The sequence below is a fragment of the Pararhizobium sp. DWP3-4 genome (genome assembly GCF_049898205.1).
GTDB lineage: Bacteria > Pseudomonadota > Alphaproteobacteria > Rhizobiales > Rhizobiaceae > Pararhizobium.
Map to the genome: position 1 here is coordinate 92031 of NZ_JAFCXF010000006.1, position 25647 is coordinate 117677.

Genomic DNA, 25647 nt, shown 5'->3' on the forward strand with positions numbered 1-25647 from the left:
CTGCCTCATTTTCCTCAGATCAGTGTTTCGGCATCCGCGACCGGTTCTGACTCCGCCGTGCCTTGCAGATTGTGAAGGCGAGCGTAAAGGCCGTCACTGCGCTGCGCAAGCGCCTCATGCGTGCCTTCCTCGGCAACGATCCCGTCCTTCATGACGATGATCTTGTCGGCATTGACGACGGTGGACAGGCGGTGAGCGATGACCACCACGGTGCGGCCGCTCATGGCGTGATCGAGCGCCTTCTGGACGGCTGCTTCCGATTCGGTATCCAGTGCAGAAGTTGCCTCGTCGAGAAGCAAAATGGGCGCATTGCGCACCAATGCGCGGGCGATGGACAGCCGCTGGCGCTGGCCACCGGAAAGGGTCACACCGTTTTCGCCGACTGCGGTGTCGTATCCTTGCGGCTGTGTGCGGATGAAGTCATGCGCATAGGCCAGTTTCGCAGCCTCCTCGACTTCTGCATCCGTGGCGGTGGGGCGGCCATAGCGGATATTGTCGCGGATCGATCCTTCGAACAGATAAGGCTGCTGCGAGACATAGGCGAGGCCGTTGCGCAGCGACTGCTTGGTGACATGGGCGATGTCCTGTCCGTCGATCAGGATCTCGCCGCCGGAAGGGTCGTAGAACCGCGGAATGAGGCTGATGACGGTCGATTTGCCGGCACCGGATGGCCCGACAAGCGCCGTCGTCTTGCCGCCTTCTGCGATGAAGCTGACACCCTTGAGGATATCGTCGCCCTGGTTGTAGGAGAACCGGACGTTCCTGAATTCGATAGCGGCTGCTCCGAGCGTCAGGTCGCGAGCGTCCGGCAGGTCGCGTTGATGCGGGACCATATCGAGAATTTCGTAGATCATCCGGGCATTGACGACGGCGCGCTCCAGTGAAACCTGTAGCCGCGCCAGGCGGCGGGCCGGATCATAGGCCATCAGCAGCGCCGTCATGAAGGCAAAGAAAGCCCCTGGCTGGACGCCATCGTAGATCGCCCGGAAGGCGGCATAGGCCAACACACTGGAAATCGCAAAACCGGCAAAGGTTTCCGTCATCGGCGCGGTGCGTTCGCTGAGGCGGGCAATGCGGTTGGCTCGGTTTTCGGCCCTGTCGATAATCGTCTCGACCTTGGTCCGCAGTTGCTCTTCCATCGTGAATGCTTTGACGATGGTGATGCCCTGGATGGTTTCCTGCATCGCGCCGAGTACGTGGCTATTGATCTCCACCGATTCGCGCGTCGCCAGCCGCAACCGGCGCGAGATGTAGCGAAGGCCGATCAGCAATGGCGGTGCGACGACGAAAACGATCAGCGTCAGCAGCCAGTCCTTGCTGATCATCACGCCGATCAACGCCACCAATGTCAGAAAGTCGCGGGCAAGCGACGTCACCGTCATGTTGAGTACATCGCGGATGCCGGAGACGTTCTGGCTGATCTGGGCGGAAATACGCGCCGAGCGCGTATCGCTGAAGTAGCCGACACTCAGCGCCATCAGATGCGAATAGAGCCGCCGCTGGTAGCTGGCGACGATGTTGTTGCCGATCTTCGAGAGCGCCACGGCCTGACCATACGTGGCAAAGCCGCGTAGCACGAAGGCGAGAAAGATTGCACCGCAGATGTAGAGGACGATGTCCGCGCGCTTGTTGGCAAAGGCTTCGTTGACGACGGATTCCATGATCCATGCGGTAAAAGCGGTCGTGGCGGCGACGAGGGCCAAGCACGCGATGGCGAAGATATAGCCGCGCAGATGCGCGCGCCCGTTTTCAGCGATCACCCGCTTGAGAACGCTGGTAATGGTCTCGCGATCGATTGCGGGGAGCTTTGTCTTGGCTTGCTTCAAGCTGGTTTCCTTAAAACCCGGCGCGCTTTGAAGCGCCTTATTTCACCGGGCTCTATAGTACCTTGATCCCCGTTTGGCGAGTCTGAGCCGGGGCGGCAGCCTCAAGTTCTCCAGCGCCGTCCCTCCATTGCCACACCGAAGCGCGACGGCGTGCGCGAATAGGCGGCAAGGCCGGACAGGGCTGCGGTCGGGTGGGTGACCACAAAAGTCGGGATGGTCTTGAGCAGCGCCGAATGTGGCGCCTTGTCTTCGAAGGCCAGGCGGAATTCCGGTTTCTTAAGGGCCGGCAGGATCTTTTGCGAAATGCCGCCGGCGAGGAACACGCCTCCACGCGCCATGAAGATCATCGCCATGTCACCGGCGACGCGGCCGAGATAGGTGGAAAACAACGAAATAGTCTCCACCGCCGCCTCGTCGCTGCCGGCAAGTGCATTGGTGGTCACTGCTGCCGGATCGGCAAGTTTCGGTTCCCATGCCTTTGATTCGCAGACGGCGCGGTAGATGTTCACGATGCCGCGGCCACACAGCAACTGTTCGGCCGAAATGCGTCCCTCGATCGGCTCGAGGAAGGGCCATATCTGATAGTCGCGCTCGGTGCGTGGACCGACATCCACATGACCGCCTTCGCCGGGAACCGGAAACCAAGTATGCTGCGCATGGACAAGGCCCGCAACACCAAGGCCCGTTCCTGGCCCAAGCACAGCGCATGAGGCGGATTCGAGGATTGTGCCGGGGCCGATCTGTTCCCGGCCCTCGTTGCCGATCGAGGCAATGGCCAGCGCCTGCGCCTCGAAATCGTTGATGATGATGACGTCTTCCAGCGACAGCGCCGTCAGCATGTCCTTCGGCTTGATCACCCAGCCGGCATTGGTCAGCGGTATCTCGTCGCCCTTGACCGGGCCTGCCACAGCGATGATCGCCGAGCGCGGCTGGACCGAGGTCTTGTCGAGAATGCTGGTCTGCAGCGCTTCCTCGATGCTGGCGTAATTGGTCGTCGGAATGATTGGAAACAGCTTCGGCTCGGCAAAGGCGTCGATGAGCAGCGCGAACCGGGCGTTGGTTCCGCCAATGTCGCCGATCAGGATCGGAAAGGTAAGGCCGCTGTCGGTGTCTGGGAGCGTAGGCATGGAGGGTTCCGTTATGATCGTGCGGACTGAAGGCTTGAAAAGAGCTGTATCAGGGTTGGTTGAAGTCGATCAACCGTTCTGCGGTCGCCCGGTTCAGCGCCATCGGAATATCGTAGACGGTGGCAAGCCGCATCAGCGCCTTGACATCGACATCATGTGGCATGGCGGTGAGGGGATCGACGAAGAAGATCAGCATATGCACGTCGCCTGTGGCGATCATTGCGCCGATCTGTTGATCGCCACCAAGCGGGCCGCTCTTCAGCCGGATTACGTTGAGACTGGGACAGGCCTCCTGAACGCGCCCGCCGGTGGTCCCGGTGGCAACGATTTTCCAGCCGGCAAAGACGGCCTCGTTGGCCTGCGCAAACGCGGCCATGTCGTCTTTCTTCTGATCGTGCGCAATCAGCGCCACGCATGTCTGGCTGGCCATCACAGAACTCCCGGCATCACGCCGACCAAGAAAAGTCTCGAATTAAATCGATTTGATTTTCTCTACAGCACTGCTCGTCGGTTGAAAAGCGCCGAAAGTTTCGGCGCCTCAAGCCTATTGCGTGGCAGGACGGGCCAGGGGGATCGGAACGTCATTGTCCGGCAGGTCACTGTTTGCCGCATGAATGGCCTGTTGAATCGCCGCATCGCCGGGCGTTGGCTGCGGCGCCACGTAAGCCGAGCCGAAAGTGGCCGACTGTTCCGAGGCCGCAGGCGCGGCCAGCAGCGCCGTGCAGGCTTTCGGCAGGTCAGACAGGGTCGTGAAGCGTGGTTTCACCGGCTTGGCATTCGGATCCTTTTTCGGTGCGGCCCAAGGTTCCTTGGTGAACCACCAGGCAAGCGACTTGTCGCACCCGTCGCCGCTGGCGACCGGGGCCTGCGCCTTGCAGCTCGGCGTACCCGGCGGGCAGAACATGCGAATATGGAAATGCTCGTCATGGCCATAGACCGGACGGACCTTGCCGAGCAGGTCGCGGTCACCGGTCCATGTCTCGCACAGCTTCTTCTTGATCGCCGGGTTGACGAAAACGCGCTCCACCTGCGGATAGCTTGCCGCCTGCATCACCAGCTTGGCGTGGGTCGGTGTCCAGCGGTCTGAATTGACAGTCAGGAACTTGCTCTTGTCGAGCATCGAGATGAACGGCATGTCCTCGCGCGTCTGCGCGGAAAGCGACTGCGCAGGCTTGGGCTGAAACCAGATATCCGCGTCCAGCCCGATCTGATGGGACGCATGTCCGGTAATCATCGGGCCACCGCGCGGCTGGGAAATGTCGCCGATCAGGATGCCGGATCCCCATCCGAGCCGAACCGCATCCTGAGAGAATTTTTCCAGCAACTGGATCATCGCCGGATTGCCCCAGCGCCGGTTTCGCGACAGACGCATCGCCTGCCATGTCGGCCCGTCCGTCGGGATGGCCACGGCGCCGGCCATGCAGCCCTTGGCGTAAAACCCGATCGGGTTCGCCGCCGTCTCGCTTGGTAGCTTTACCTTGCCGAAGATTTGCTTTGCAGGCGTATCGCCGGCCGAAGCCATCTCCACGGCGACAAGACTCAGGCTCATAAGCGCGATCAGCGCCATCGATGCCATCTGCCGGAGAAAGCGTGCATGTGTCGGTGTCATATGCCGTCCGTTTCTGATAGCGCGTGGCAATCCACAACGCCCAACTGCGATTTGCCGTGTCGAGACTGACACTCCGTCTTTGTGTCAGCCTTGCGGGACACGCAACCGTGACCCAAAAAAAATGCCCGATTTGAGGCAGCTTCTGTCAATTGCCCGGATTTTGCCTATTCTGTCGTTCAAGCAGCGGGAAAATGAAAAACGGAAGAGGCGAATTGGCATGAATTTCAGACGCGCATTGGCTTTGGCAGCAACCATCTTCCTGGCAACTGGACCGGTGGTGGCTCAGGAGCCGGTCTGGCACGGCGGCATTTCCACGATTGGCGAGCTGAAACATAAAGACGGCTTTGCCCGCTTCGATTATGTCAATCCTGATGCGCCCAAAGGCGGCGAGCTGAAGCTCTCCGAAACCGGGACTTACGACACGTTCAACCCGATCCTTTCCAAGGGCGAGGCGGCGGCCGGCGTCACGTCTCTTGTCTTCGATACGCTTTTGAAATCCGCCGAAGACGAGGTCACCGCCTCCTACGGGCTGCTCGCCGAAGGCGTCTCCTATCCCGACGACTTTTCCTCCGCGACGTTTCGGCTGCGCGCTGAAGCAAAGTGGGCGGACGGCAAGCCGGTGACGCCGGAAGACGTCATCTTCTCCTTCAATATGTCAAAGGAACACAATCCCCTTCTTTCCAACTATTACCGCCATGTGGTCTCGGCTGAAAAGACCGGCGAGCGCGACGTCACCTTCCGCTTCGATGAGAAGAACAATCGCGAGCTGCCGAACATTCTCGGCCAGTTTCCGATCGTGCCGAAGCACTGGTGGGAGGGCCAGGATACGAAGGGCAACAAGCGCGATATCAGCCGGACGACGCTGGAGCCGGTCATGGGCTCAGGGCCGTACAAAATCGCCTCCTTCCAGGCAGGCGGCTCGATCCGCTTCGAATTGCGCGACGATTATTGGGGCAAGAACGTCAACGTGAATGTCGGCCAGAACAATTTCGGCACGATCACTTATACGTTCTTCGCCGACAAGACCGTGGAGTTCGAGGCTGTGCGCGCCGGTGATGTCGATTTCTACAGGGACAGTAGCGCCAGCCATTGGGCGACAGCCTATGACTTCCCGGCAGCGAAGGATGGCCGGGTGATTCGCGCGGAGATCGAGAATCCGCTACGTGCCACCGGCATCATGCAGGCCTTCGTGCCGAACCTGCGCCGCGACAAATTCAAGGATCAGAAGGTGCGCGAGGCGCTGAACTATGCCTTCGATTTCGAGGACCTGAACCGCACGCTTGCCCATAACGCCTATCAACGCGTCGATAGCTACTTCTGGAACACAGAACTTGCCTCCTCTGGCCTGCCCGAGGGCCGCGAGAAGGAAATTCTGGAGGCGCTGAAGGACAAGATCCCTGCTGCCGTCTTCACCACACCCTACACGAACCCCATCAACGGCGATCCGCAGAAGGTACGCGGGAACCTGCGCACGGCGCTCGCCCTCTTCAAGGAGGCCGGCTACGAGCTCAAGGGAAACCGGCTGGTGAACACGAAGACCGGCGAACCTTTCGGCTTCGAGATCCTTCTGTCCAACCCGTCCTTCGAGCGTACGGTCTCGCCATTCGTCAACAGCGTGAAGAAGATCGGCATCGATGCCCGCATGCGCACTGTCGATGACTCGCAATACACCAATCGCGTCCGGAGCTTCGATTATGATATGATCTACGGCATCTGGGCGCAGACACTGGTGCCCGGCAACGAGCAGAGCGACTATTGGGGCTCAGCCTCGGTCGATCAGCAGGGCTCGAAGAACTATGCGGGCATTGCCGATCCGGCGATCGACGAACTGATTAGTAAGATCGTCTTCGCGCCGAACCGGCAGGAGCTTGTGGCGACCACAAGGGCGCTCGACCGCGTGCTGCTGGCACATCACTATGTTGTGCCTCTGTTCTATTCCAAGGCTGTGCGCGTCGCCTACTGGAATCACCTGAGCCATCCGGCGGACTTGCCCTATTACGGCATGGGATTCCCGGATGTGTGGTGGTCGAAGCCTGCCGGAACCCCATGAAAGCCTTGCGTACGGCTCATCATGTACTCCAAATGCACATATGCGAATCAGTTTGGGCGTCCTGGCCGGTTTGGCAGGGGCGCCTTCAAGGAGACGAACGGATTGACTGAAAACAGGTGGCAGGCCGCTTGCGGATCGGATCGTGTTGCTGGAAACGGCAGCAGGCGGGAGCAACGCTGATGGGTGCCTATATCCTGCGACGGCTTCTCTTGATGATCCCGACGATCGTCGGCATCATGGCCATCTCCTTCGCCGTCATCCAGTTTGCGCCCGGCGGTCCCGTCGAGCAGGTGATTTCCGATCTGACCGGCCAGCAGGGCGGCGACCGGTTGTCCGGGAGCAGTGGTGATCTCGGGCAGTCGATAGGCGACGAATCCTCGGGCCGGTACCGGGGTGCACAGGGTCTTGATCCGGAATTCATCAAAAAACTGGAAAAGCAGTTTGGCTTCGACAAGCCGCCGCTGGAGCGCTTCGGCCAGATGATGTGGAACTATATCCGCTTCGATTTCGGCGAGAGTTTCTTCCGCAATACCTCGGTCATCGACCTGATCCTCGACAAGATGCCGGTGTCGATCTCGCTCGGGCTTTGGATCCTACTGTTTTCTTATGCGATTTCCATCCCTCTCGGTATCAAGAAGGCCATGTCCGACGGCTCGACATTCGATGTCTGGACATCCGGCATCATCATCGTCGGCTATGCGGTTCCGGGCTTCCTGTTCGGCATCCTGTTGATCGTGCTGTTTGCGGGTGGCTCGTTCTTCGACTGGTTCCCGCTGCGCGGCATCGTCTCCGATAATTTCGCGCAGCTGAACTGGTGGCAAAAGATCCTCGACTATTTCTGGCACATGACATTGCCGCTGATCACGCTTTTGATGTCGGCCTTTGCGACGACGACGCTGCTCACCAAGAATTCCTTTATCGACGAAATCAAGAAGCAGTATGTCACCACGGCGCGGGCCAAGGGGCTGAACGAGCGGCAGGTTCTCTACGGCCATGTCTTTCGCAATGCCATGCTGATCATCATCGCTGGTTTCCCCGGCGCGTTCATCACCGCCTTCTTCACCGGCTCACTGCTGACCGAATATATCTTCTCGCTCGATGGCCTTGGGCGTCTCGGCTATGACGCCATCGTCAAGCGCGATTATCCGATCGTCTTTGCAACGCTCTATATCTTCTCGCTGATGGGCCTGTTCGTCAGCCTTCTGTCTGACCTCGTTTATACCTGGGTCGATCCGCGCATCGATTTCGACAGGAGGGACGTCTGATGGCCGCCGACATCGTCTCTGCCGATCCAACTCTGGTGACCGGCCGCACCGGCCGCCTGTCGCCGGTCAACCGCCGCCGCTGGGATAATTTCAAGGCCAACCGCCGCGGCTTCTGGTCGTTCTGGATTTTCCTCGTTCTGTTCGGCCTCAGCCTCGGTGCCGAGTTCATCGCCAATGACAGGCCGGTGCTGGTCTCTTACATGGGCGAGCTGCTGGTACCGGCGCTGGTGCAGTATCCGGAGGAAAAATTCCTCGGCGATTTGGGCTTCCTGGCGATCACCGACTATGGCGCGCCCGAAATCTCCGACGAGATCAAGGCGAACGGCTGGATGATCTGGCCGCCGATCCGCTATTCCTACCAGACGGCCAATTCCAACATTCCGCATTCGGCGCCGACAAAGCCCTTTTGGCTGATGGACAAGGCCGAGCGCTGCTCCGGCTATCCGCAGGGCGAAAACGATCCCGGCTGCACGCTCGGCAATCTCAATTGGCTGGGCACCGACGACCAGGCACGCGATGTTGCGGCGCGGATGATCTACGGGTTCCGCATCTCCGTCCTCTTCGGCCTGTGTCTGACCATCGCCTCCGCCGTCGTCGGTGTCACGGCCGGTGCCGTACAGGGCTATTTCGGCGGCTGGACGGACCTGCTCCTGCAGCGCTTCATCGAGATCTGGTCGTCGATGCCGGTTCTCTACATCCTGTTGATCATCGCCGCGATCCTGCCGCCGGGTTTCTTCATATTGCTCGGCATCATGCTGCTGTTCTCCTGGGTCGGTTTCGTCGGCATCGTGCGGGCCGAGTTCCTGCGGGCGCGCAATTTCGAATATGTGCGGGCCGCCCGCGCACTCGGCGTCAACAACCGGACGATCATGTTCCGTCACCTTCTGCCCAATGCCATGGTGGCGACGCTGACCTTCCTGCCATTCATCCTGTCCGGCTCGATCACGACGCTGACCTCGCTCGATTTCCTCGGCTTCGGCATGCCGCCGGGATCCGCCTCGCTCGGCGAGCTGATCAGCCAGGGCAAGTCCAACCTGCAGGCCCCGTGGCTCGGGCTGACCGCCTTCGTCGTCATGTCGGTGATGCTGTCGCTACTGATTTTCATCGGCGAAGCCGCCCGCGATGCCTTCGACCCAAGGAAGACGTTTCGATGAGCGCCACGATGACAGACACACTCCTTTCCGTGCGCAATCTCTCGGTCGCCTTTCACCAGGGCGGCAGGACATCGACGGCAGTGGACGGCATTTCCTTCGATATCAAGCGCGGCGAAGTGGTGGCGCTGGTGGGTGAATCCGGCTCGGGAAAATCGGTCTCGGCCAATTCGATCCTGAAGCTTCTGCCCTATCCCGCCGCCAGCCATCCGAGCGGCGAAATCCTCTTCAACGGCAAGGACCTGATGACGGCCTCGGATGCCGAACTGCGCCAGGTGCGCGGCAACGACATCACGATGATCTTTCAGGAGCCGATGACCTCGCTCAACCCGCTGCATTCGATCGAGCGGCAGATCGCCGAAATCCTCGATCTTCACCAGGGGATCACCGGCGCCGCGGCGCGGACCCGCGTGCTGGAACTGCTCAATCAGGTCGGCATACGCGAGCCGGAAAAGCGGCTTGCCGCCTATCCACACGAACTGTCCGGCGGCCAGCGCCAGCGCGTCATGATTGCCATGGCGCTCGCCAACCGGCCGGAACTGCTGATAGCCGACGAGCCAACCACGGCACTCGACGTAACGGTGCAGGCGCAGATCCTCGAGCTTCTGAAAAAGCTCAAGGATGATCACGGCATGTCGATGCTGTTCATCACCCATGACCTCGGCATCGTCCGCAAGATCGCCGACCGGGTCTGCGTCATGACCAAGGGCAAGATCGTCGAAACCGGCCCCACCGCAGAGATTTTCGCCAATCCGCAGCATGCCTATACCCGCCATCTGCTGGCCTCCGAGCCCAAGGGCGTGCCACCCGTTTCCGACACGTCGAAACCGGTGGTGATGCAGGCGCAAGACATGAAGGTCTGGTTCCCGATCAAGGCCGGCTTCCTGCGCAAGGTGGTCGATCATGTGAAGGCGGTCGATGGCATCGACCTGACGCTGCGTGCCGGCCAGACGCTCGGCGTCGTCGGCGAATCCGGTTCGGGCAAGACGACGCTTGGCCTGGCGCTGACGCGTCTGATCTCGTCGAAGGGGCGGATCAGCTTTATCGGCAACGAGATAGCCGGCTATTCGTTCAAGCAGATGCGCCCCTTGCGCAACCGCATGCAGATCGTTTTCCAGGATCCCTTTGGTTCGCTCAGCCCGCGCATGGCCATCAGCGACATCATCGCCGAAGGACTGAAAGTGCATGAGCCCAGCCTTTCCGAGAAGGAGCGTGACGCACGCGTGGCGGCAGCACTGGAAGAAGTCGGTCTCGATGCGGCGACGCGGTGGCGCTACCCGCATGAATTCTCCGGCGGCCAGCGCCAGCGTGTCGCCATTGCCCGCGCTATGGTGCTGAAACCCCAATTCGTCATGCTCGACGAGCCGACGTCGGCTCTGGATATGAGCGTTCAGGCGCAGGTGGTCGATCTCTTGCGTGACCTGCAGGCGAAGCATTCGCTGGCCTATCTCTTCATCAGCCACGACCTGAAAGTCGTCCGCGCCCTTGCCAACGACATGATTGTCATGCGGCTCGGCAAGGTGGTCGAGCAGGGCCCTTCCGAGCGCATCTTCACGGCGCCGCGGGAAGATTATACCAAGGCGCTGATGGCTGCTGCCTTCAATATGGAAGCGGTCGATGTGCCCGCCGTCCGCCAATAGAGTCTGTTGTTATGCCCGCGAAAAGCCCCGTCATCGTCGATCTGAAGTTCATTCCGCGCGAAGTGGAGGACGGCCTGAAGGGTGCGTTCCTGGGGCGCGAGGTCCTCAATCTCGCCAACCCTGCCCACAACGGCCGCGATCTTTCCGGCATCGATTATGCCGTCGTCTGGAAATCAGATCCCGACCTGTTTTCCCGAGCGCCGGATTTAAAGGTGGTGTTTTCCGGCGGTGCCGGCGTCGATCACGTCCTGACTCTTCCAGGCCTGCCGGATGTACCGCTGGTCCGCTTTGTGGACCGAAGCCTGACGACACGGATGAGCGAATGGGTGGTCATGAACTGCCTCATGCACCTGCGCCAGCAGCGGGCCTACGAGGCGCGGGCCAAGGCACATCTCTGGGAGGATCTCAGCCAGCCGGAAGCGGCCGATGTCACCGTCGGCGTCATGGGCCTCGGCATTCTCGGTCAGGATGCCATCCGCAAACTCGGCGTCATGGGCTTCAAGACGATCGGCTGGTCGCGCTCGAAAAAGACAATCGATGGCGTCGAAACCTTTGACGGCAATGCGCTGGATGCCTTTCTGGCAAAGACCGATTTCCTCGTCAGCCTGCTGCCGTTGACGGCAGAGACCAAGGGCATCCTGAACGCCTCTCTGTTTTCAAAGCTCAGCCGAAAGGGGCCTTTCGGCGCCCCGGTCGTGATCAATGGCGGCCGTGGCGGCAGTCAGGTGAGCGCGGATATCATCGCTGCGATCAAGTCGGGCGTTCTTGGCGGCGCTTCGCTCGATGTGTTCGAGCAGGAGCCGTTGGACAGTGACAGCCCGTTCTGGGATATGGGCAATGTCTATGTCACGCCGCATGTGGCGGCGTCGTCAGACGTCAAGGCGCTGTTTGTCCATGCCGAGCAACAGATGGACCGCTTCGAGAGCGGCCTGCCGCTGGAGCATCTGGTGGATCGCAAAGCCGGCTATTGATCAGGGCCGGCGGAAGCCTGTCGGCTTGTTATAGAGCCAGCCGATCCGCTGGATCGATTCTTCAAGCCCCTCATGCGAAACGGTCATCGTATGGCCGTTGGCATGCAGCAGCGTCCTCTCGTCTTCCATGATCGCCACATGGCCCTTCCAGAACACCAGGTCGCCGCGCGTGAGTTCGCTGCGGTCGATCTCAGTGCCGAGGTCCCTGGCCTGCATGTCGGTGTCGCGCGGCGCAGCGCGGCCAACCATCATCATCGACAGCTGAACGAGGCCGGAGCAGTCGATGCCGAAGCCGGAGCGCCCGCCCCAGAGATAGGGGGTTTCGAGAAACCGCTCGGCAATGGCGACATAATCGCCGGAAAGCGGCTGGCCGACCTCGGCGCAGTGGTTGGCAATCACCGCCTGCCCGCCTTCCAGCAGGAAATAGCGTGTACCGCGTGTTTCGCGCTCGTCGATGACGGCAATACGGTTGCCCATCGACAGCGCCTGCACGGTCGGGAATTTCAGGTCCGGCCCCGAATAGATGAAGGTACGCGGCGCGGTGACGATATGGGTCAGGCTGCGCACGACAGGCGAAACGGCGTAGTCCGGGATATAGCCGACATAACCGTCGAAATCGGACTTCACCCAGGCCCAGCCGGCATCCGTATCGAAAACACGGACGGTTTCGCCGAGTAAAAGCTCCGTATCCGTGCCGCATTCCAGTTCTGGGCGCGCCCGCATCTGGACAACGGGGACGCAGATGATTCCTGCAGTGCCGCTGACATAGTTTGGAGCCTCGACGACGCCGCGCAGGCGTTCCTCGGCAAGGTCGGTGCGGTAGGCGTTCAGCCGGCGGTCTGGAAGATCAAGCATGGTTTCTCAAATAGACAGTTTGCGTCCCTGATCAATGATCAGATCGCCAAGTTTTTCAAGATAAAGCGCACCATCGACCGTGCGCTTGATGATCACGTTGCGTTTGTCACGTTCGTCACGGGCCCGGGTCACAAGGCCGAGATCGCCCATCGTGTCGAGCGCACGGGTGATGACAGGCTTGGTGACACCCAGAATTCCGGCCAGCCCACGCACCGTATGCGGCGGCGGAACGAGGTAGATATGCAGCAGGATGGAGATTTGCCGGAGCGTCAGGTCGCGCTTGTCGATCCGCACCTGTTCAAGCGAAACTCTGTGCCAGAGGTTCAAAGCCTGCGAAGCTGATAATTCCACCGGCATCGGACGCCCTCGCTTCAATCAGCCGGTATGTTAGCTGTCAGACCGTTACGGAACCGTTTCTTTTCCGTCTGCCTGCCCGGATTTCATATCCGTTCCAGAGCCTTTTCAATTTTTGCCAGATGGGCGGCGCGCTGCGCTGGCTTCACCCGGTCCATATCGTGCAGCGAGATCATCCGGAATTTGACGTCCTTGGCGCAGAACGCCGCAATCCCGCGTTTCAAGAGGCGCCGCACCGGGTTGCCCATGTAGAGCTTGACGACCCACCAGGGCGAGCCTGTGGTCGTCAGCGCCCAGAACAGCCTGATGTTCGTCAGGCGCGGAAGGATACGGCCGCCGTACTGTTCGTGGTCGAAGGCGACGCCCGGTGCAAAGACCCGGTCGAAGAAGCCCTTGAGGATCGCCGGAAAATTGAACCACCATTGCGGAAAGACCAGGATCAGCCCATCGGCGGCCCGTAGCCGTGCGACGATATCGTCGACGCCCGTAGTGTCATAGGGCGTGTCGAAATAACCGCACCGTTCTTCTTCCTGCAGGCGCGGATCGAAGCCTTCACGGTAGAGATCCAGCAGATCGACGCTATGGCCGCCCTTCTCAAGTGCTGCCTTCGCAGTGGCGGCAACGCCTGCGGCAAAGCTGTCGGCGAGCGGATGGGCGAGAACGAGGAGAATGCGCATCCTAGAACAGGCTGCCCTGTTTGGACGGTGCTGCGTCCGCCGGCTTGTCGGCGCGTTTCTTTGCCGGCTGTGGCGGCGGATTAGCGCCGCCCTCTGTCGTCAGTGCGTTGATTGAACCATCGGCGAATTCGATGGCGATCGTCTGGTTGAGCGACAAAGCCGCAGCGCCCTTCACCGGAGTTCCGGTTTCGTCCCGCACCAGCGCATAGCCGCGCTTCAGGACGTTGCGATAGGATAGCGATTGCAGGATGCGGTCATGCGCCGTCACCGCACTGCGCCGCCGCCGCAGGTCGGCCAGAAGCGCGCTGTCGGCCCTGCCGGAAAGACCGGTCAGCCGATCCTGAGACCGGTGAATCTGGCTCAGTAAACGGGCGGGCAGGGTGCGGAGCGCAACATCGGCGGAGGATACCCGCGAGGCAGAGCGCTGCAGCAACCGCTCGACGATACGCTCGGCACGGATCATCCGCTCGCCAAGCTTTTGGCGCCGTTCGTTGATCCGGTTCGAGAGAACGTCCGGCCTCAGGTGCGCCGCAGTGCGCTCGAAGCTCCGCCGCTTGTTGGCGGTGTTCATCTGCAACCCGCGGCCCAATCCCGCCGATGCCTCGTCGAAACGGCGGCGGGGCAGAGCCAGCAACTGGTCGAGCGAGGGCAGGGCGCGGGTCAGCGCCCGAACGCTCTGGCGGCGATTGTCCATCTGCCGCCCGACAGCAGATTTCAGCCGTGCAGACAGTGCTGAGGTAACAGCCTCCAGATCAGCCTTCACCGGTACGGCCATTTCCGCAGCCCCTGTCGGCGTCGGCGCCCTCTGGTCGCTGGCGTAGTCGATCAAGGTCCAGTCCGTCTCGTGGCCGACGGCGGAGATCAGCGGAATCTGCGAATTGGCCGCCGCCCGCACCACGGCTTCGTCGTTAAAACTCCAGAGATCCTCCAGGCTGCCGCCACCGCGCGCCACGATCAAAAGGTCGGGCCGGGCGATCGGGCCACCAGCCGTAAAGGCATTGAAGCCCTCGATCGCCGCCGCCACCTCATTGCCGGAGCCTTCGCCCTGCACCCGCACCGGCCAGACGATAACGTGGACTGGAAAGCGGTCGGCAATGCGGTGCAGGATATCGCGGATGACGGCACCGGTCGGCGAGGTAATGACGCCGATGACTTTTGGCATATAAGGCAGCAGCCGTTTGCGCGATGGATCGAACAATCCCTCAGCGCCGAGCTTGCGCTTACGCTCCTCGATCAGCGCCATCAGCGCGCCAGCACCAGCTGGCTCCAGCGTTTCAATGACAATCTGGTATTTGGAGGATCCGGGGAACGTCGTCACCTTGCCGGTGGCGATCACTTCCATGCCCTCTTCGGGCCGGAACTTCAGCCGGCTCATCGTGCCTTTCCAGATCACGGCATCGATGCGCGCCTTGTCGTCCTTCAGGGAAAAATAGGCGTGACCCGAAGAATGCGGGCCGCGATAGCCGGAAATCTCGCCCCGCACCCGCACTTGGTCAAAGGCCTGCTCGACCGTGCGCTTGATGGAGCCGGACAGTTCGGACACCGAATACTCGGCGAGATTGGAGGGCGAATCGGATTCGAAGAACGAGCTCATCCGGCTATTTTGCCGTGCCCGGCGGCGGATGGCCAGCCTTTGGTACTGCTCTCAACAAAGCTTTCACCATACCTGCGGTTTCATGCTGTCCAAACTGGGCGCATGGCGCCGGACACGTTGAAATTTAAGTCAATTTTAGCGCCCCCGGCGCAGTCTCGCCGCATCGTGGTTATGGCGGGAGGGTCGGATGATAATCTTGACCGCATTTGCAATCGGATTGTTGGCGGCGGGCACGCGCTCGCTGATTTGTTATTGCACGACGCCGTGGCTGATCATCATCGCTTTTGCTCTCGCGGCGATCTGTTCGCTGGGGAATGTGTCGCTGCTCGCACTCGGGCTGGCGATCCTGGCGTATAATGCCGGCATGGGGGCGACATTTCTGATCGCGCTGGTCGCGGCGCTGCACTCCGAGGCATAGATATCGCGATCCGGGATGCCGGTGGTGTGAACCCGCCGCGCTGTTTTCGGCGGGTTTCTGTTTGGTGTGAAGCAGTTCAGACCGGTTCCCAGCCATCCTTCTCGCCGGCGCGGTAGATGGCGTCGATCAGTTTCTGGTTGTTGACCGAGCTCTCCAGCGTCACGACTTCTTCCGCTTCGCCCTTCGCAGCGCGCGAAAAGGCTTCTGCCTCCAGCTTGTACTGGCGGGCGTCCTGGAAACGGAAAAGCTGCGACTGCGAGTGATTCTGGTTGGTCAGTTCCAGTTCTTCGGCGCCGTAACGGTCGGCGTTGAAGGGGGATTTGACCTCGATGAAACCCTTTTCGCCGTGGAACACCATGATCTGGCGGGCGGCGAGCTGGGTGGAGATGTAAAAACTCAGCTCGAAATCGCCGAAATCGGCCCGTACGCTCGAATACATGTCGGTGCCGAATTCCGGATCGCGATCCGTACTTGCCTGAACCCGGATAGGCTCTTTGCCGGTGACGAAACGGGTCGAGATCGTCGGATAGACGCCGATATCCGGCAGCCCGCCGCCGCCGAGCTCCGGCATGTTGCGCATGTTGCCGGCGTCGCGGTTGTAATAGGTGAAGGCGCCCTGCACATGCCGCAACTTACCGATCGCACCCTCGGCCAGCAGCGAGCGGACCTTGCGCCAGACCGGGCTGTAGGTGACCATATAGGCTTCCGACACCAGAACCTTGTTGCGGTCGCGCGCCTCGATCACGGCGTCGATTTCCGATGCGTTGAGCGCCATCGGCTTTTCGCAGAGCACGTGTTTTCCGGCGTTGGCAGCCTTGATCGTCCATTCGACATGCTGCGAGGTCGGCAGCGGAATATAGACGGCGTCGATCAGGTCGGAAGCGAGCATTTCCTCATAGGAGCCGAAGGCATGCGGCACGGAAAAGCGATCGGCCATCTCGCGCGCCCTGGACAGGTCGCGGCTGGCAATCGCCGTCACGACGCAGTTTTCAGCGTCCTGAATGGCTGGAACAACGAGTTCGCGGCCGATCTTGGCCGTCGACAGAATACCGAAACGCAACATGATGTGTCCTCTCCAATTTTGGCGGCACAGTATCCCCGAGGTACGTGCCTATCAAGCGGCCCGCGCCGGAATAAAAATACGACCGCGCATGTAAAAGCGCTGTACCCCGCCTATGTCCATGGTGCAGACTTCACGCCTCCCAAGCGATGACCCCAAACAATCTGGAGCGACCCCATGCAAAAGCGAACCCTTGGCCGCACGGGCCTGCCGATCGCGCCGCTGGTTTTCGGCGGCAATGTCTTCGGCTGGACCGCCGATGAAAAAACCTCCTTCCAATTGCTCGACGCCTTTTTCGATGCGGGCTTCAATGCGATCGATACCGCAGATGTCTATTCGTCCTGGGTTCCCGGCAATGTGGGCGGCGAATCCGAGACGATCATCGGCAAATGGTTGAAGCAGTCGGGCCGTGCCCGGGACGAAGCCGTCATCATCACCAAGGTCGGCTCTGACCTGGGGCCGGGCAAAAAGGGCCTTTCGGCCAAGTGGATCATGCAGGCGGTGGAGGATTCGCTTCGCCGGCTCCAGACCGATCATATCGATGTCTATCTTTCCCATTGGCCGGATGATGAGACACCGTACGAGGAAACGCTGGGCGCCTATGACAAGCTCCTGCAGCAGGGCAAGATCCGCCATGCCGGCGCTTCCAATCTGAATGCCGAGCAGTTGCGCGCAGCACTTGATGTTTCAGCCAATCAGAATCTGCCGCGCTATGATGTGCTGCAGCCGGAATATAATCTTTATGACCGGGCGTCCTTCGACGGGCCGCTCCGCAACCTCTGCATCGCCGAGGAGATCGGCGTCATCAGCTACTTCGGCTTGGCGCGTGGCTTCCTGTCGGGCAAATATCGCTCGCACAAGGACCTCGAAGGCTCGGCGCGCGGCAGCGGCGTCGGCAAATATCTCGACGGGCGCGGCATGCGCATTCTCGGAGCGCTGGACGAAGTGGCGGCCGATACTGGCAATACGCAGGCGGAAATTGCCCTGGCCTGGATCATGGCGCGCAAGGGCGTAACGGCACCGATCGCCAGCGCCACCAGCCTGAAGCAGCTTGAAAGCCTGGCGAAATCGGCCGCGATCACCCTTTCCGACGAAGCCGTCCGGCTGCTCAACGAAGCCAGCGAATAAGCGCAAGGGGAGGTGGACCATGAGTGTTGAGATCCGCGATGCGGAAGCAGGTGACGAGACCGATTGGCGCAAGCTCTGGGCGGCTTATGTGACCTTCTACAAGGTCGCCGTATCGCAGGAGGTGACCGCCGCCACCTGGGGGCGGATCATCGACCCGGCGACGCCGCTGTTCATGCGGGTTGCCGTTCTGGATGGCCGGGTGGTCGGCTTCGCCATTTGCCTTTTGCATGAGGCAACCTGGGTCAAGGAGCCGGTCTGCTATCTGGAGGATCTGTTTCTTGACGAGGCGGCCCGTGGACGGGGCATCGGCAAGGCGCTGCTCGACGATCTCGTCGCCAGGGCCAAAATCAACGGCTGGGCGCGCCTGTACTGGCACACCGACGAAGGCAACGAGACGGCGCGAAAACTCTACGATCACTATACCGAAGCCGACGGCCACGTGCGCTACCGGTTGAGTTTTTAACCTTTGAGGCTTGGGAAGCCCTCGTAGAATTCGGCATGGCTGCCGGAATGATTGGCCATGCCCGCCTTGGTCAGAAGCCCCGCCGGCGCGATATAGCTGCGGATGCGCCGGACCGGCCGTTCATGCCATTGAATGTTGACGGCCCAGAGCTTTGGGAAGAAGCAGAGCGAGGCATAGGGCAGGTGATCGTGGATCCACCAGGCCAGCGACTGCCAGCCGCCCATGGTCGCGCGCCGGTCCCAGACCCAGGGAATGACGATGCAGGCCGTGGCGCCCATGCAGCCATCGCCATCGCGCATGTCCCAGATATGATCGGCGGCCGTTGCCGCATTGGTCGAGCAGTTGAGCTTGTTGCTGTTGCCGAACTCGTTGACCGAACGCGACCGGTAGCCGGAGCGGATGTGCAGCCGCCCGAATGTCCGTTGCAACGGCTCCAGAAGTTCCTCGCAGAGTTTTGTGCCGGCAGCGATTGCCAGTTGTGGATCGTCGGGAATATTTTGCATGCCGTAGAAGTCGGCGATTTCCGAATGCAGAAAATCGCGCAGGAAGAAATTCTCCGACAGCCGCGCCCGGCCCATATCCTCCAGTGCTTTCATCGATCCCGGCTTTTTCATCCGATGCTCCTTGGTTTTGGTAAAGCCTATGCCGGAGAGGCAGGGCGAGCCACCCGTTTTCCGTGCGCCAAGTCTTGGACGATCCGCCGTCTCGCCTTCATTCGACCGCGCCTTCGTGCTAGGATCAAGCGGTCAGCAAGGGAGAGAAACATGTCCGACGAGCAGGCAATAGGCGCAGTCGTTCACCTCTATGTCGATGGCATGGCGTTTTGCAACGAAGCGGCGCTGCGCAAGGCTTTCCATCCGGATGCCAAGATCATCGGCCATTATCAGGGCGCCGTCGAGTGGATGTCCCGCGACGATTTCATCGCCGCCACCCTCGCCGAACCGCCGGCCCCTCCCGGAACCCAGCCGCTGATGGATATCGAGATCACCGACATCGAGGGCGACGCCGCCTTCGTCAAGGTCGCCGACGAATTCGCCGGCATGCGGTTTTCCGACTACCTGTCGCTGCTGAAGATCGACGGCCGCTGGGTGATCGTCAACAAGCTGTTTCATCTGCACCGGTAAAGTCTGTTCGCCAAAGGTTGTTGCGGTTTTACCCTCCCCTTGAGGGGGAGGGTCGGAGCAAAGCTCCGGGGTGGGGTGATCTGCGGCGTGCACAATTGATTATGGCGCTCGCCGTGGTCACCCCCACCCGCCGCGCTGCGGCGACCTCCCCCCTCAAGGGGGAGGTAGAGTTCTCTCTTCTCCCCGCGGGGGGAGAAGAGGGAGATCGCCGCTTTCCTCAACGGTCTATAACCACGCCCGGAAATCCGCCGTGGGTCTGCTGGTTCGGTTGACTTGGCCGGGGCGCTGGAAAGTGCCGGGACAAAGTAAGGTATATGACGCCTTCCAGCGCCCCGTTCAGTGTTCGACGATGGGCAACTCCGGTTTCTCTGCGGGGATGACGGCGCCCTTTTGATACGGGGTGACGCTGACGTTGCCGCCGCGCCAGGAAAGATACTGCTGTCGCAATACCGCTCGCCGGTCCTCATGTGTGCCTCACAGGCACGCCCCGCCATTTTGCAGACGGGAGGGAAACCACTTTCTGACCATCCACCGGACAAAGGCTTACGTCTGTCCTCCGCCCGGCACCGGCCCTGTCTCACCGCTACGCCTAGCGGTCTCGCCGATGACAGGACGCGATGATGATGACACAGGTTCTGATCGCGGGGATTTGCGGGGATGAAAAAAAGCTCGCGGTCGGGTCGCGTGGCTCCGGCCGCTCATTCTATGAGGCTGGAAACATGAAATATTTCAGCGGTATGAACGTCAACCACACCGGTTTTCCAGCGCGCAGTCCGTCTTGATGGACTGCCGCGTATCCCCGTCAGGATCTGCTTCCAATCTGTTGCGGAGAGCGACGGCCTTATGGTGCTATTGCCGCCCGGGGCTTCAATCGCAGGCCAAGCACCAAAAGCATGCCGATCGCGTAGACGGCGACGACCGATAGCCAGATCGCGCCGGGCCATTGTTGCCGGAAAACGAAGTAGACGCTTGAGAAAACCAGTGGTGCCGCGATCGAGGCAAGGCTGACAACCGAGGCCAGCACGCCCTGGAACTGGCCTTGGCTACGCTCGTCGACCTGCCGGGTCGCGAGCGCCTGCAGCGCTGGCACGCCGATACCGCCAAGCGCAAACACCGGCATGATCGCGAAGATCATCCAGCTTTCCGTGGCGAATGCCATGACGATGAGGGCAATGCAGGTGCCGATGACCCCGGCCAGAATAGCTGTCCGTTCGCCGAGAAGTTTTACGGCCGGACCCGGCAGGAATGCCTGGGCGAGCGTCTGGCAGATGCCGAAGGCACCGAGGGACAGGCCGATCCACAGACCGTTCCAATGAAAGGCATCGTTGCCCCACAGCGCCCAGCAGGTGCCATAGGCCTCGCCGGTGGCGCTGAAGATGAAAAAGATCAGGATGACGGGCAGCACGTTCTTCATCGAGAAGACCCAGCGCAAGGGGCGCAACGGATTGAGTGCGCCCAGATCCAGTGTCTCGCGTGTTGGCGGGCGGGATTCCGGCAGGATGAAGTAGGCCAGAAGCAGATTGCAGCCGTTGAGCAGCGCGGCTGCGATGAACGGCAGCCGCAGCCAATGATCGCCAAGGACGCCACCGAGAACGGGGCCGATGATGAAGCCGATGCCGAACATGGCGTTGAACAGACCAAAGCGCCGGGCGCGTTGGTCCTCGGCAGAGATGTCGGTGATATAGGCCATCGCCACGGCGATGTTGGCGCTGGTGAGGCCGGCGATGGCGCGGCCGATAAGCAGCATCCAGAGATTGGATGCGAAAGCCAGAAAGAGATAGTTGATGGCCGCACCGCCAAGCGAAATCAGCAGCACGGGCCGGCGGCCGATACGATCGCTGAGAGCGCCGAGAACCGGGGCAAAGATAAACTGCATCACCGCATAAAGCGCGGTCATCGTGCCGATATAGGGCGCGACGTTCTGGGTGTGAGTGACCTCCTGTAGCAGGGAGGGCAGAATGGGGAAAATGAGACCGATGCCGACGGCATCGAGGACAATGGCGGTAAAAATGACAAGTAGGGGCCTGTTCATGGCGCGATCCGATCGACGCAGACATGCGGGCGCCGAGAGGCACACGATGACGTGCGATGAGGCCTGACGAACGTCAGGCAGTGGTTTCAGGGGAACGCTGGCCGATCCCGCCGAATACGCAGGGATGGCGTGTGCTTGACCACCTGGACGACAATTCGTCCACCTGTTTACTCCGCCAATGGGCGGCTCAAGGGAAGCGGTCGCTTTTCGCGATGGCGGTTATTTACACCCGGCGATGGCGTGCGACAAGTTCGTTTTTGGCGGTGGCAGAGAGGTGTGTCAGAATCCGCCTTGGAGGTGGCCCTTGGACTATGGCAGTGCCCTATCATGTCGCTGATCACTCTTAGGTCGAAAAGTCTAGGAGCTATGAAAATGCGCCATTGTCACCTTCTAGTCGATCAAAATTCTCCAGTTCTTTCGGGGTGCAGGATATAGTTACCGGCGGTTGACGCTTTACACGATTCAGTAGAAAGTTGAGTGAGAGAACACTTGGGGGTTTAGATGGCATCGCATCCGTACATATCCGGTCCAGGAAATATTACGCAGATGATTGGGTTCATGCGTAAGAACTTCCCAGCGACCGTCACGTCGGAAACGGTCAAGAAATTGGGTCTCGCCTCCAAGAATGAAAGCTACGTTATAAACGTGCTCCAGTTTCTCGGCCTAATAGATGAGCAGGGAAAGCGCACAGACGAAGGCCACGCGGTAATGACGCAGCATGACGAGGTCGAGTTTCAATCGTCATTCGAAACAATGGTAAAGGCGGCGTATGGGGATCTGTTCGATCTACGCGGCGACGATGCCTGGACGATGAATAAGGCTCAACTTATCAGTTATTTTCGCAATGCCGACAAGACAAGCGATATTATCGGTGGCCGGCAAGCCGGCGTATTTATAGCCTTGCGTGAATTGGCTGGCCACCAAACAGACGGTGAGGCGGTAGCAAAACCAAAGGTTGCGAATAATAGCAAAACAAAGGTCCAGATTAAGAAAGCGAAACCTGCAGAATCAACCAAGCCTGAAACAATGTCGCAAGATGCCTCATCTTCGCCACCCAAGCAGCAAAAAAGCGATATGGCTTTGACCGTACGTATCGAAATCAATTTGCCCGCAGAAGGGACGCAGGAGGCTTACGACGCAATTTTTAAAAGCATCAGGGCCAATCTCTTCCAATGAGCGAAACATTTTCGTTTTTTGAACGGATCACCCGTACGGCCAAGAACATTGGAGAGCCTGTCGTCAGCGAAGGCGAGAGCATTCATCCGTTTGACGAGCGTAATATCCACTCGGATATTGCAGGTGTATCTATAAAACTATTTGATGACGGCCACTACGCACAGGCGACCTTCGAGGCGTTCAAATACATTGATAATCAGGTGAAGGCTATTTCAGGCATCGAGGATACAGGCTTTAGCCTGATGATGAATGCGTTTAATGAAACTGGCCCGAAGATAAAACTCACTGATCTAAAAACCATGAGCGATAAAGACGAACAAAAGGGTTTCCGCTACGTCTTCGCCGGTACTATGTCTGGCATTCGAAATCCTCGTGGGCACGACAACCGCATTGATCCGATTGATATGTGTCTTGATCATCTTTCCGTAGCTTCGGTCCTTTTCAGGGCACTTGAGGCCCGTAAGGCCCCTTAGATGAGCGTAACCTAGAAGATGATGTTCGCTGTCCGCTTCTGGCACATGTGTCGCCGCGTTCATCGTCAAAACACGGCAGCCGATCACGCATCAGGTGGACAGAGAGGCGGAAAATCGCCCCTCCGTCCGTGTTTTTCAAGCCCGCAGAACCCCGCCGGTGTTCTTCGTCACATTGGCGATGATCTTGCCCGTCAACGCTTCGAAATCCTCGTCGGTCAGCGTGCGGTCTGCAGGCTGGATGACGACTTCGATGGCGATGGATTTCTTGCCTTCGCCGACGGATGCGCCTTCGAAGATATCGAAGACGTTGACGCCGGTGACCAGCTTGCGATCGGCGCTCGAGGCGGCCTTCAGGATCGCGCCGGCTTCGACTGATTTGTCGACCACGAAGGCGAAATCGCGCTTGACGGCCTGGAAGGGGGAAAGCTCCAGCGCCGGTTTGGTGCGGGTGGCCTTCTTCTTCGGCTCGGGCATGGCATCGACATAGACTTCGAAGCCGGCGAGTGCGCCGGAAACGTCAAGCGCTTCCAGCACCTTCGGATGGAACTCGCCGAAATGGCCGAGAACGATCTTCGGACCGAGCTTGATCGTGCCGGAACGGCCGGGGTGATACCAGGACGGGCCGCCGGCTTCGAACTGGACATTGCCCATCGGCACGCCGCAGGCTTCGAGAACAGCTATGGCGTCGGCCTTGGCGTCGAACACGTCGACCGGCTTGCCGCCGCCCTTGGTGGCATTCGACCAGGAGCGGCCGGCGCCGGCAAGCGATGCCGTGCCACGGCGGATACCGCCGGCCACGCGGCGCTGGCCCGACGGTGTGTCGTTCTCATAGGTTCCGGAGACTTCGAAGATCGCCACATCGCCAAAACCCTTGTCGGCATTGCGCTGGGCGGCGGTCAAAAGACCGGGCAGCAGCGATGGCCGCATGTCGGACATGTCGGCGGCGATCGGGTTTGCCAGCGACAACGAGGCTGCGCCGCCGCCGAAAAGCTCGGCCTGGGCCTTCGAGATGAACGACCAGGTGACGGCTTCCAGCATGCCGCGTGCAGCCAGCGACCGCTTGGCAAGCCGGGTGCGGATCTGCAGGGTCGTCAGGATCTTGCCATTGACGGCGCCGAGGCTTTCGATCGGTTCAGGCTTGATATTATCGACGCCATGGATGCGCATGACTTCTTCCACGAGGTCGGCCTTGCCATCGACATCAGGACGCCAGGAGGGGACGGAAACTGTGTAGCGACCATCCAGCTTTTCTGGGGACGAAAAATCAGGAACTCCTTCAGGAACAACATAATCAGGATTGAAGCGATAGGCTTGCTCAACTCCAAAACCAAGTGCCTCCAAAATAGCGATACTTTCTTCAGCGCTAACCTCAAGACCGGTCAGGCGCTTGACCTCGGAAACCGGGAAATCGACGATCTTGGCCGTGTAGCCGGCATAACCGACGACATCGGCCTTGGCCGCGGTGCCGCCGCAGATATCGAGCACCAGCTGTGTGGCGCGTTCGAGGCCTTCAACCATGTATTCCGGATCGACGCCGCGCTCGAAGCGGTAGCGGGCATCGGTGATGATCCCCAGCGCGCGGCCGCTCTTGGCGATGTTCATCGGGTCCCAGAGGGCCGATTCGATCAGCACGTCGACGGTGTTCTCGTCGCAGCCGGAATGCTCGCCGCCCATGATGCCGCCGATCGACTCGATGCCATTGTCATCGGCGATAACAACGTTAGCCGGCGAAAGAGTATATTCGCGCGTATCGAGCGCCAGAACCTTTTCGCCTTCGATGGCCCGGCGGACGGTGAGGTTGCCCTTGACCTTGGCCGCATCGAAGACGTGCAGCGGCCGGCCCTGGTCGAAGGTCATGTAATTGGTGACATCGACCAGCGCATTGATCGGGCGAAGGCCGATGGCGAGCAGGCGCTGCTGCATCCATTTCGGGCTCGGGCCGTTCTTGACGCCGCGCACGAGACGCAGGGCGAAACCCAGGCAGAGATGACTGTCTTCGCCAAGGTCGAGCGTGACCTTGGTGGTGGTGTCGCCTTCGACCTTGAAGGTCGGCGTCGGGGCTGCCTTGAGGGTGCCGAGGCCGGAGGCGGCGAGATCGCGGGCAATGCCGTAGATCGACGTGCAGTCCGGGCGGTTCGGCGTCAGGTTGATCTCGATCATCGGATCGTCGAGCCCGGCATAGGCGGCAAAGCTGGTGCCGACCGGTGCGTCGTCCGGCAGGTCGATGATGCCGTCATGGTTGTCCGACATCTGCAGCTCTTTTTCCGAGCACATCATGCCGCGGCTTTCGACGCCGCGGATGGTGCCGACGGCGAGTGTCACGTCGATGCCCGGAACATAGGCGCCGGGAGCGGCGAAGGCGCCGACGAGGCCTGCGCGGGCATTCGGGGCGCCGCAGACGACCTGGATCGGGGCGCCGGTACCGGTATCGACCATCAGCACCTTGAGCTTGTCGGCCTGCGGATGCTTTTCGGCCGAGACGACCTTGGCGATGACGAAGGGTTTGAACGCGGCCTTGTCGTCGACGTCCTCGACCTCGAGCCCGATCGCGGTCAGGCGCGCGCAGATCTGTTCAAGGGTAGCATCCGTTTCCAGATGGTCTTTCAGCCAGGAGAGTGTGAATTTCATGATTTTTTCTCAGGTTAGACTATCTG

The 25647-nt window shown here is 60.3% G+C and carries 23 protein-coding genes and 2 pseudogenes; 12 read left to right on the forward strand and 13 right to left on the reverse strand.

From position 1 onward, the window contains the following. Positions 1-14 precede the first annotated feature (14 nt). From ACP7E6_RS16570 to mepA, 4 genes are all read right to left on the reverse strand, one after another. The gene (locus tag ACP7E6_RS16570) at positions 15-1826 is read right to left on the reverse strand and encodes an ABC transporter ATP-binding protein (RefSeq protein WP_426230855.1); all 1812 of its coding nucleotides are present in this window, start codon (positions 1824-1826) and stop codon (positions 15-17) included. 101 nt (positions 1827-1927) lie between these two features. Then, positions 1928-2953 carry a glucokinase gene (locus ACP7E6_RS16575; protein WP_426230856.1) on the reverse strand — a complete coding sequence of 342 codons (1026 nt, stop codon included), beginning with the start codon at positions 2951-2953 and terminating at the stop codon, positions 1928-1930. Positions 2954-3002: 49 nt separating this feature from the next. Then, entirely contained in the window at positions 3003-3383 is a 381-nt protein-coding gene (locus ACP7E6_RS16580; RefSeq protein ID WP_426230857.1) for a methylglyoxal synthase, read from the reverse strand. A 114-nt stretch (positions 3384-3497) separates the two neighbouring features. Continuing rightward, entirely contained in the window at positions 3498-4562 is a 1065-nt protein-coding gene (gene mepA, locus ACP7E6_RS16585; RefSeq protein ID WP_426230858.1) for a penicillin-insensitive murein endopeptidase, read from the reverse strand. 217 nt (positions 4563-4779) lie between these two features. Here mepA and ACP7E6_RS16590 point away from each other — a divergent pair, with 217 nt between their 5' ends. The 5 genes from ACP7E6_RS16590 (at position 4780) to ACP7E6_RS16610 (ending at position 11639) form a co-directional block, all read left to right on the forward strand. Beyond that, positions 4780-6612, forward strand: coding sequence for an extracellular solute-binding protein (locus ACP7E6_RS16590; RefSeq protein WP_426230859.1), 1833 nt, complete (start codon positions 4780-4782; stop codon positions 6610-6612). Between the two features lie 179 nt (positions 6613-6791). Beyond that, positions 6792-7877: a microcin C ABC transporter permease YejB gene (locus tag ACP7E6_RS16595; protein ID WP_426230860.1), complete on the forward strand. Its 1086-nt coding sequence runs from the start codon at positions 6792-6794 to the stop codon at positions 7875-7877. Next, positions 7877-9031 (forward strand): ABC transporter permease, encoded by a 1155-nt coding sequence (locus ACP7E6_RS16600; RefSeq protein WP_426230861.1) that lies wholly within the window; start codon positions 7877-7879, stop codon positions 9029-9031. Before ACP7E6_RS16595 ends, ACP7E6_RS16600 begins: the two co-directional genes overlap by 1 nt. Positions 9032-9039: 8 nt before the next feature. After that, entirely contained in the window at positions 9040-10668 is a 1629-nt protein-coding gene (locus tag ACP7E6_RS16605; protein WP_426230862.1) for an ABC transporter ATP-binding protein, read from the forward strand. 11 nt (positions 10669-10679) lie between these two features. Beyond that, positions 10680-11639 carry a 2-hydroxyacid dehydrogenase gene (locus ACP7E6_RS16610; RefSeq protein ID WP_426230863.1) on the forward strand — a complete coding sequence of 320 codons (960 nt, stop codon included), beginning with the start codon at positions 10680-10682 and terminating at the stop codon, positions 11637-11639. On the opposite strand, the gene ACP7E6_RS16615 is transcribed toward ACP7E6_RS16610, so the two are convergent. The 4 genes from ACP7E6_RS16615 to xseA all read right to left on the reverse strand — a co-directional run bounded on the left by ACP7E6_RS16615 (position 11640) and on the right by xseA (position 15119). Then, positions 11640-12494: an NlpC/P60 family protein gene (locus tag ACP7E6_RS16615; RefSeq protein ID WP_426230864.1), complete on the reverse strand. Its 855-nt coding sequence runs from the start codon at positions 12492-12494 to the stop codon at positions 11640-11642. A 6-nt stretch (positions 12495-12500) separates the two neighbouring features. Continuing rightward, positions 12501-12851 (reverse strand): MarR family winged helix-turn-helix transcriptional regulator, encoded by a 351-nt coding sequence (locus ACP7E6_RS16620; RefSeq protein WP_426230865.1) that lies wholly within the window; start codon positions 12849-12851, stop codon positions 12501-12503. A gap of 83 nt (positions 12852-12934) precedes the next feature. Further along, positions 12935-13525 (reverse strand): NAD(P)H-dependent oxidoreductase, encoded by a 591-nt coding sequence (locus ACP7E6_RS16625; protein ID WP_426230866.1) that lies wholly within the window; start codon positions 13523-13525, stop codon positions 12935-12937. A 1-nt stretch (position 13526) separates the two neighbouring features. Then, complete coding sequence (xseA, locus tag ACP7E6_RS16630; protein WP_426230867.1) at positions 13527-15119, reverse strand: exodeoxyribonuclease VII large subunit; 1593 nt, start codon at positions 15117-15119, stop codon at positions 13527-13529. 196 nt (positions 15120-15315) lie between these two features. On the opposite strand from xseA, the gene ACP7E6_RS16635 reads away from it, so the two are divergent. Then, positions 15316-15537 carry a hypothetical protein gene (locus ACP7E6_RS16635; protein ID WP_426230868.1) on the forward strand — a complete coding sequence of 74 codons (222 nt, stop codon included), beginning with the start codon at positions 15316-15318 and terminating at the stop codon, positions 15535-15537. A 76-nt stretch (positions 15538-15613) separates the two neighbouring features. Here the strand turns inward: ACP7E6_RS16635 and ACP7E6_RS16640 are convergent, their stop codons facing one another. Next, positions 15614-16600: a Gfo/Idh/MocA family protein gene (locus ACP7E6_RS16640; RefSeq protein ID WP_426230869.1), complete on the reverse strand. Its 987-nt coding sequence runs from the start codon at positions 16598-16600 to the stop codon at positions 15614-15616. Positions 16601-16774: 174 nt separating this feature from the next. Here ACP7E6_RS16640 and ACP7E6_RS16645 point away from each other — a divergent pair, with 174 nt between their 5' ends. Both ACP7E6_RS16645 and ACP7E6_RS16650 read left to right on the forward strand, forming a co-directional pair. Next, the gene (locus tag ACP7E6_RS16645; protein ID WP_426230870.1) at positions 16775-17725 is read left to right on the forward strand and encodes an aldo/keto reductase; all 951 of its coding nucleotides are present in this window, start codon (positions 16775-16777) and stop codon (positions 17723-17725) included. Positions 17726-17744: 19 nt separating this feature from the next. Then, entirely contained in the window at positions 17745-18188 is a 444-nt protein-coding gene (locus tag ACP7E6_RS16650) for a GNAT family N-acetyltransferase (protein ID WP_426230871.1), read from the forward strand. Here the strand turns inward: ACP7E6_RS16650 and ACP7E6_RS16655 are convergent. Beyond that, positions 18185-18802 carry a hypothetical protein gene (locus ACP7E6_RS16655; RefSeq protein ID WP_426230872.1) on the reverse strand — a complete coding sequence of 206 codons (618 nt, stop codon included), beginning with the start codon at positions 18800-18802 and terminating at the stop codon, positions 18185-18187. The genes ACP7E6_RS16650 and ACP7E6_RS16655 overlap by 4 nt on opposite strands. Before the next feature lie 150 nt (positions 18803-18952). On the opposite strand from ACP7E6_RS16655, the gene ACP7E6_RS16660 reads away from it, so the two are divergent. Then, positions 18953-19312 (forward strand): nuclear transport factor 2 family protein, encoded by a 360-nt coding sequence (locus ACP7E6_RS16660; RefSeq protein ID WP_426230873.1) that lies wholly within the window; start codon positions 18953-18955, stop codon positions 19310-19312. 623 nt (positions 19313-19935) lie between these two features. Then, the gene (locus ACP7E6_RS16665; RefSeq protein ID WP_426230874.1) at positions 19936-20094 is read left to right on the forward strand and encodes a hypothetical protein; all 159 of its coding nucleotides are present in this window, start codon (positions 19936-19938) and stop codon (positions 20092-20094) included. Positions 20095-20153: 59 nt separating this feature from the next. Here ACP7E6_RS16665 and ACP7E6_RS16670 read toward each other — a convergent pair whose 3' ends face one another. Then, positions 20154-21344 (reverse strand): TCR/Tet family MFS transporter, encoded by a 1191-nt coding sequence (locus ACP7E6_RS16670; RefSeq protein WP_426230875.1) that lies wholly within the window; start codon positions 21342-21344, stop codon positions 20154-20156. Positions 21345-21845: 501 nt separating this feature from the next. Between ACP7E6_RS16670 and ACP7E6_RS16675 the strand changes: the two genes are divergently transcribed. Next, positions 21846-22520: a DUF5343 domain-containing protein gene (locus ACP7E6_RS16675; RefSeq protein ID WP_426230876.1), complete on the forward strand. Its 675-nt coding sequence runs from the start codon at positions 21846-21848 to the stop codon at positions 22518-22520. Beyond that, complete coding sequence (locus tag ACP7E6_RS16680; protein ID WP_426230877.1) at positions 22517-22993, forward strand: TIGR02391 family protein; 477 nt, start codon at positions 22517-22519, stop codon at positions 22991-22993. Before ACP7E6_RS16675 ends, ACP7E6_RS16680 begins: the two co-directional genes overlap by 4 nt. A 135-nt stretch (positions 22994-23128) precedes the next feature. Here ACP7E6_RS16680 and ACP7E6_RS16685 read toward each other — a convergent pair. After that, positions 23129-24229: pseudogene (locus tag ACP7E6_RS16685) on the reverse strand (phenylalanine--tRNA ligase subunit beta); the annotation flags it as partial. After that, positions 24206-25621, reverse strand: a pseudogene (gene pheT / locus ACP7E6_RS16690) (phenylalanine--tRNA ligase subunit beta); the annotation flags it as partial. The pseudogenes pheT and ACP7E6_RS16685, both read right to left, overlap by 24 nt. Positions 25622-25647 lie beyond the last annotated feature (26 nt).

Bases quoted from the DNA above. Each gene is read 5' to 3' on its own strand.
- ACP7E6_RS16575 (WP_426230856.1), bottom strand. From the start codon at position 2,953: ATGCCTACGCTCCCAGACACCGACAGCGGCCTTACCTTTCCGATCCTG.
- ACP7E6_RS16580 (WP_426230857.1), bottom strand. From the start codon at position 3,383: ATGGCCAGCCAGACATGCGTGGCGCTGATTGCGCACGATCAGAAGAAA.
- mepA (WP_426230858.1), bottom strand. From the start codon at position 4,562: ATGACACCGACACATGCACGCTTTCTCCGGCAGATGGCATCGATGGCG.
- ACP7E6_RS16590 (WP_426230859.1), top strand. From the start codon at position 4,780: ATGAATTTCAGACGCGCATTGGCTTTGGCAGCAACCATCTTCCTGGCA.
- ACP7E6_RS16595 (WP_426230860.1), top strand. From the start codon at position 6,792: ATGGGTGCCTATATCCTGCGACGGCTTCTCTTGATGATCCCGACGATC.
- ACP7E6_RS16600 (WP_426230861.1), top strand. From the start codon at position 7,877: ATGGCCGCCGACATCGTCTCTGCCGATCCAACTCTGGTGACCGGCCGC.
- ACP7E6_RS16605 (WP_426230862.1), top strand. From the start codon at position 9,040: ATGACAGACACACTCCTTTCCGTGCGCAATCTCTCGGTCGCCTTTCAC.
- ACP7E6_RS16610 (WP_426230863.1), top strand. From the start codon at position 10,680: ATGCCCGCGAAAAGCCCCGTCATCGTCGATCTGAAGTTCATTCCGCGC.
- ACP7E6_RS16615 (WP_426230864.1), bottom strand. From the start codon at position 12,494: ATGCTTGATCTTCCAGACCGCCGGCTGAACGCCTACCGCACCGACCTT.
- ACP7E6_RS16620 (WP_426230865.1), bottom strand. From the start codon at position 12,851: ATGCCGGTGGAATTATCAGCTTCGCAGGCTTTGAACCTCTGGCACAGA.
- ACP7E6_RS16625 (WP_426230866.1), bottom strand. From the start codon at position 13,525: ATGCGCATTCTCCTCGTTCTCGCCCATCCGCTCGCCGACAGCTTTGCC.
- xseA (WP_426230867.1), bottom strand. From the start codon at position 15,119: ATGAGCTCGTTCTTCGAATCCGATTCGCCCTCCAATCTCGCCGAGTAT.
- ACP7E6_RS16640 (WP_426230869.1), bottom strand. From the start codon at position 16,600: ATGTTGCGTTTCGGTATTCTGTCGACGGCCAAGATCGGCCGCGAACTC.
- ACP7E6_RS16645 (WP_426230870.1), top strand. From the start codon at position 16,775: ATGCAAAAGCGAACCCTTGGCCGCACGGGCCTGCCGATCGCGCCGCTG.
- ACP7E6_RS16650 (WP_426230871.1), top strand. From the start codon at position 17,745: ATGAGTGTTGAGATCCGCGATGCGGAAGCAGGTGACGAGACCGATTGG.
- ACP7E6_RS16655 (WP_426230872.1), bottom strand. From the start codon at position 18,802: ATGAAAAAGCCGGGATCGATGAAAGCACTGGAGGATATGGGCCGGGCG.
- ACP7E6_RS16660 (WP_426230873.1), top strand. From the start codon at position 18,953: ATGTCCGACGAGCAGGCAATAGGCGCAGTCGTTCACCTCTATGTCGAT.
- ACP7E6_RS16665 (WP_426230874.1), top strand. From the start codon at position 19,936: ATGACACAGGTTCTGATCGCGGGGATTTGCGGGGATGAAAAAAAGCTC.
- ACP7E6_RS16670 (WP_426230875.1), bottom strand. From the start codon at position 21,344: ATGAACAGGCCCCTACTTGTCATTTTTACCGCCATTGTCCTCGATGCC.
- ACP7E6_RS16675 (WP_426230876.1), top strand. From the start codon at position 21,846: ATGGCATCGCATCCGTACATATCCGGTCCAGGAAATATTACGCAGATG.
- ACP7E6_RS16680 (WP_426230877.1), top strand. From the start codon at position 22,517: ATGAGCGAAACATTTTCGTTTTTTGAACGGATCACCCGTACGGCCAAG.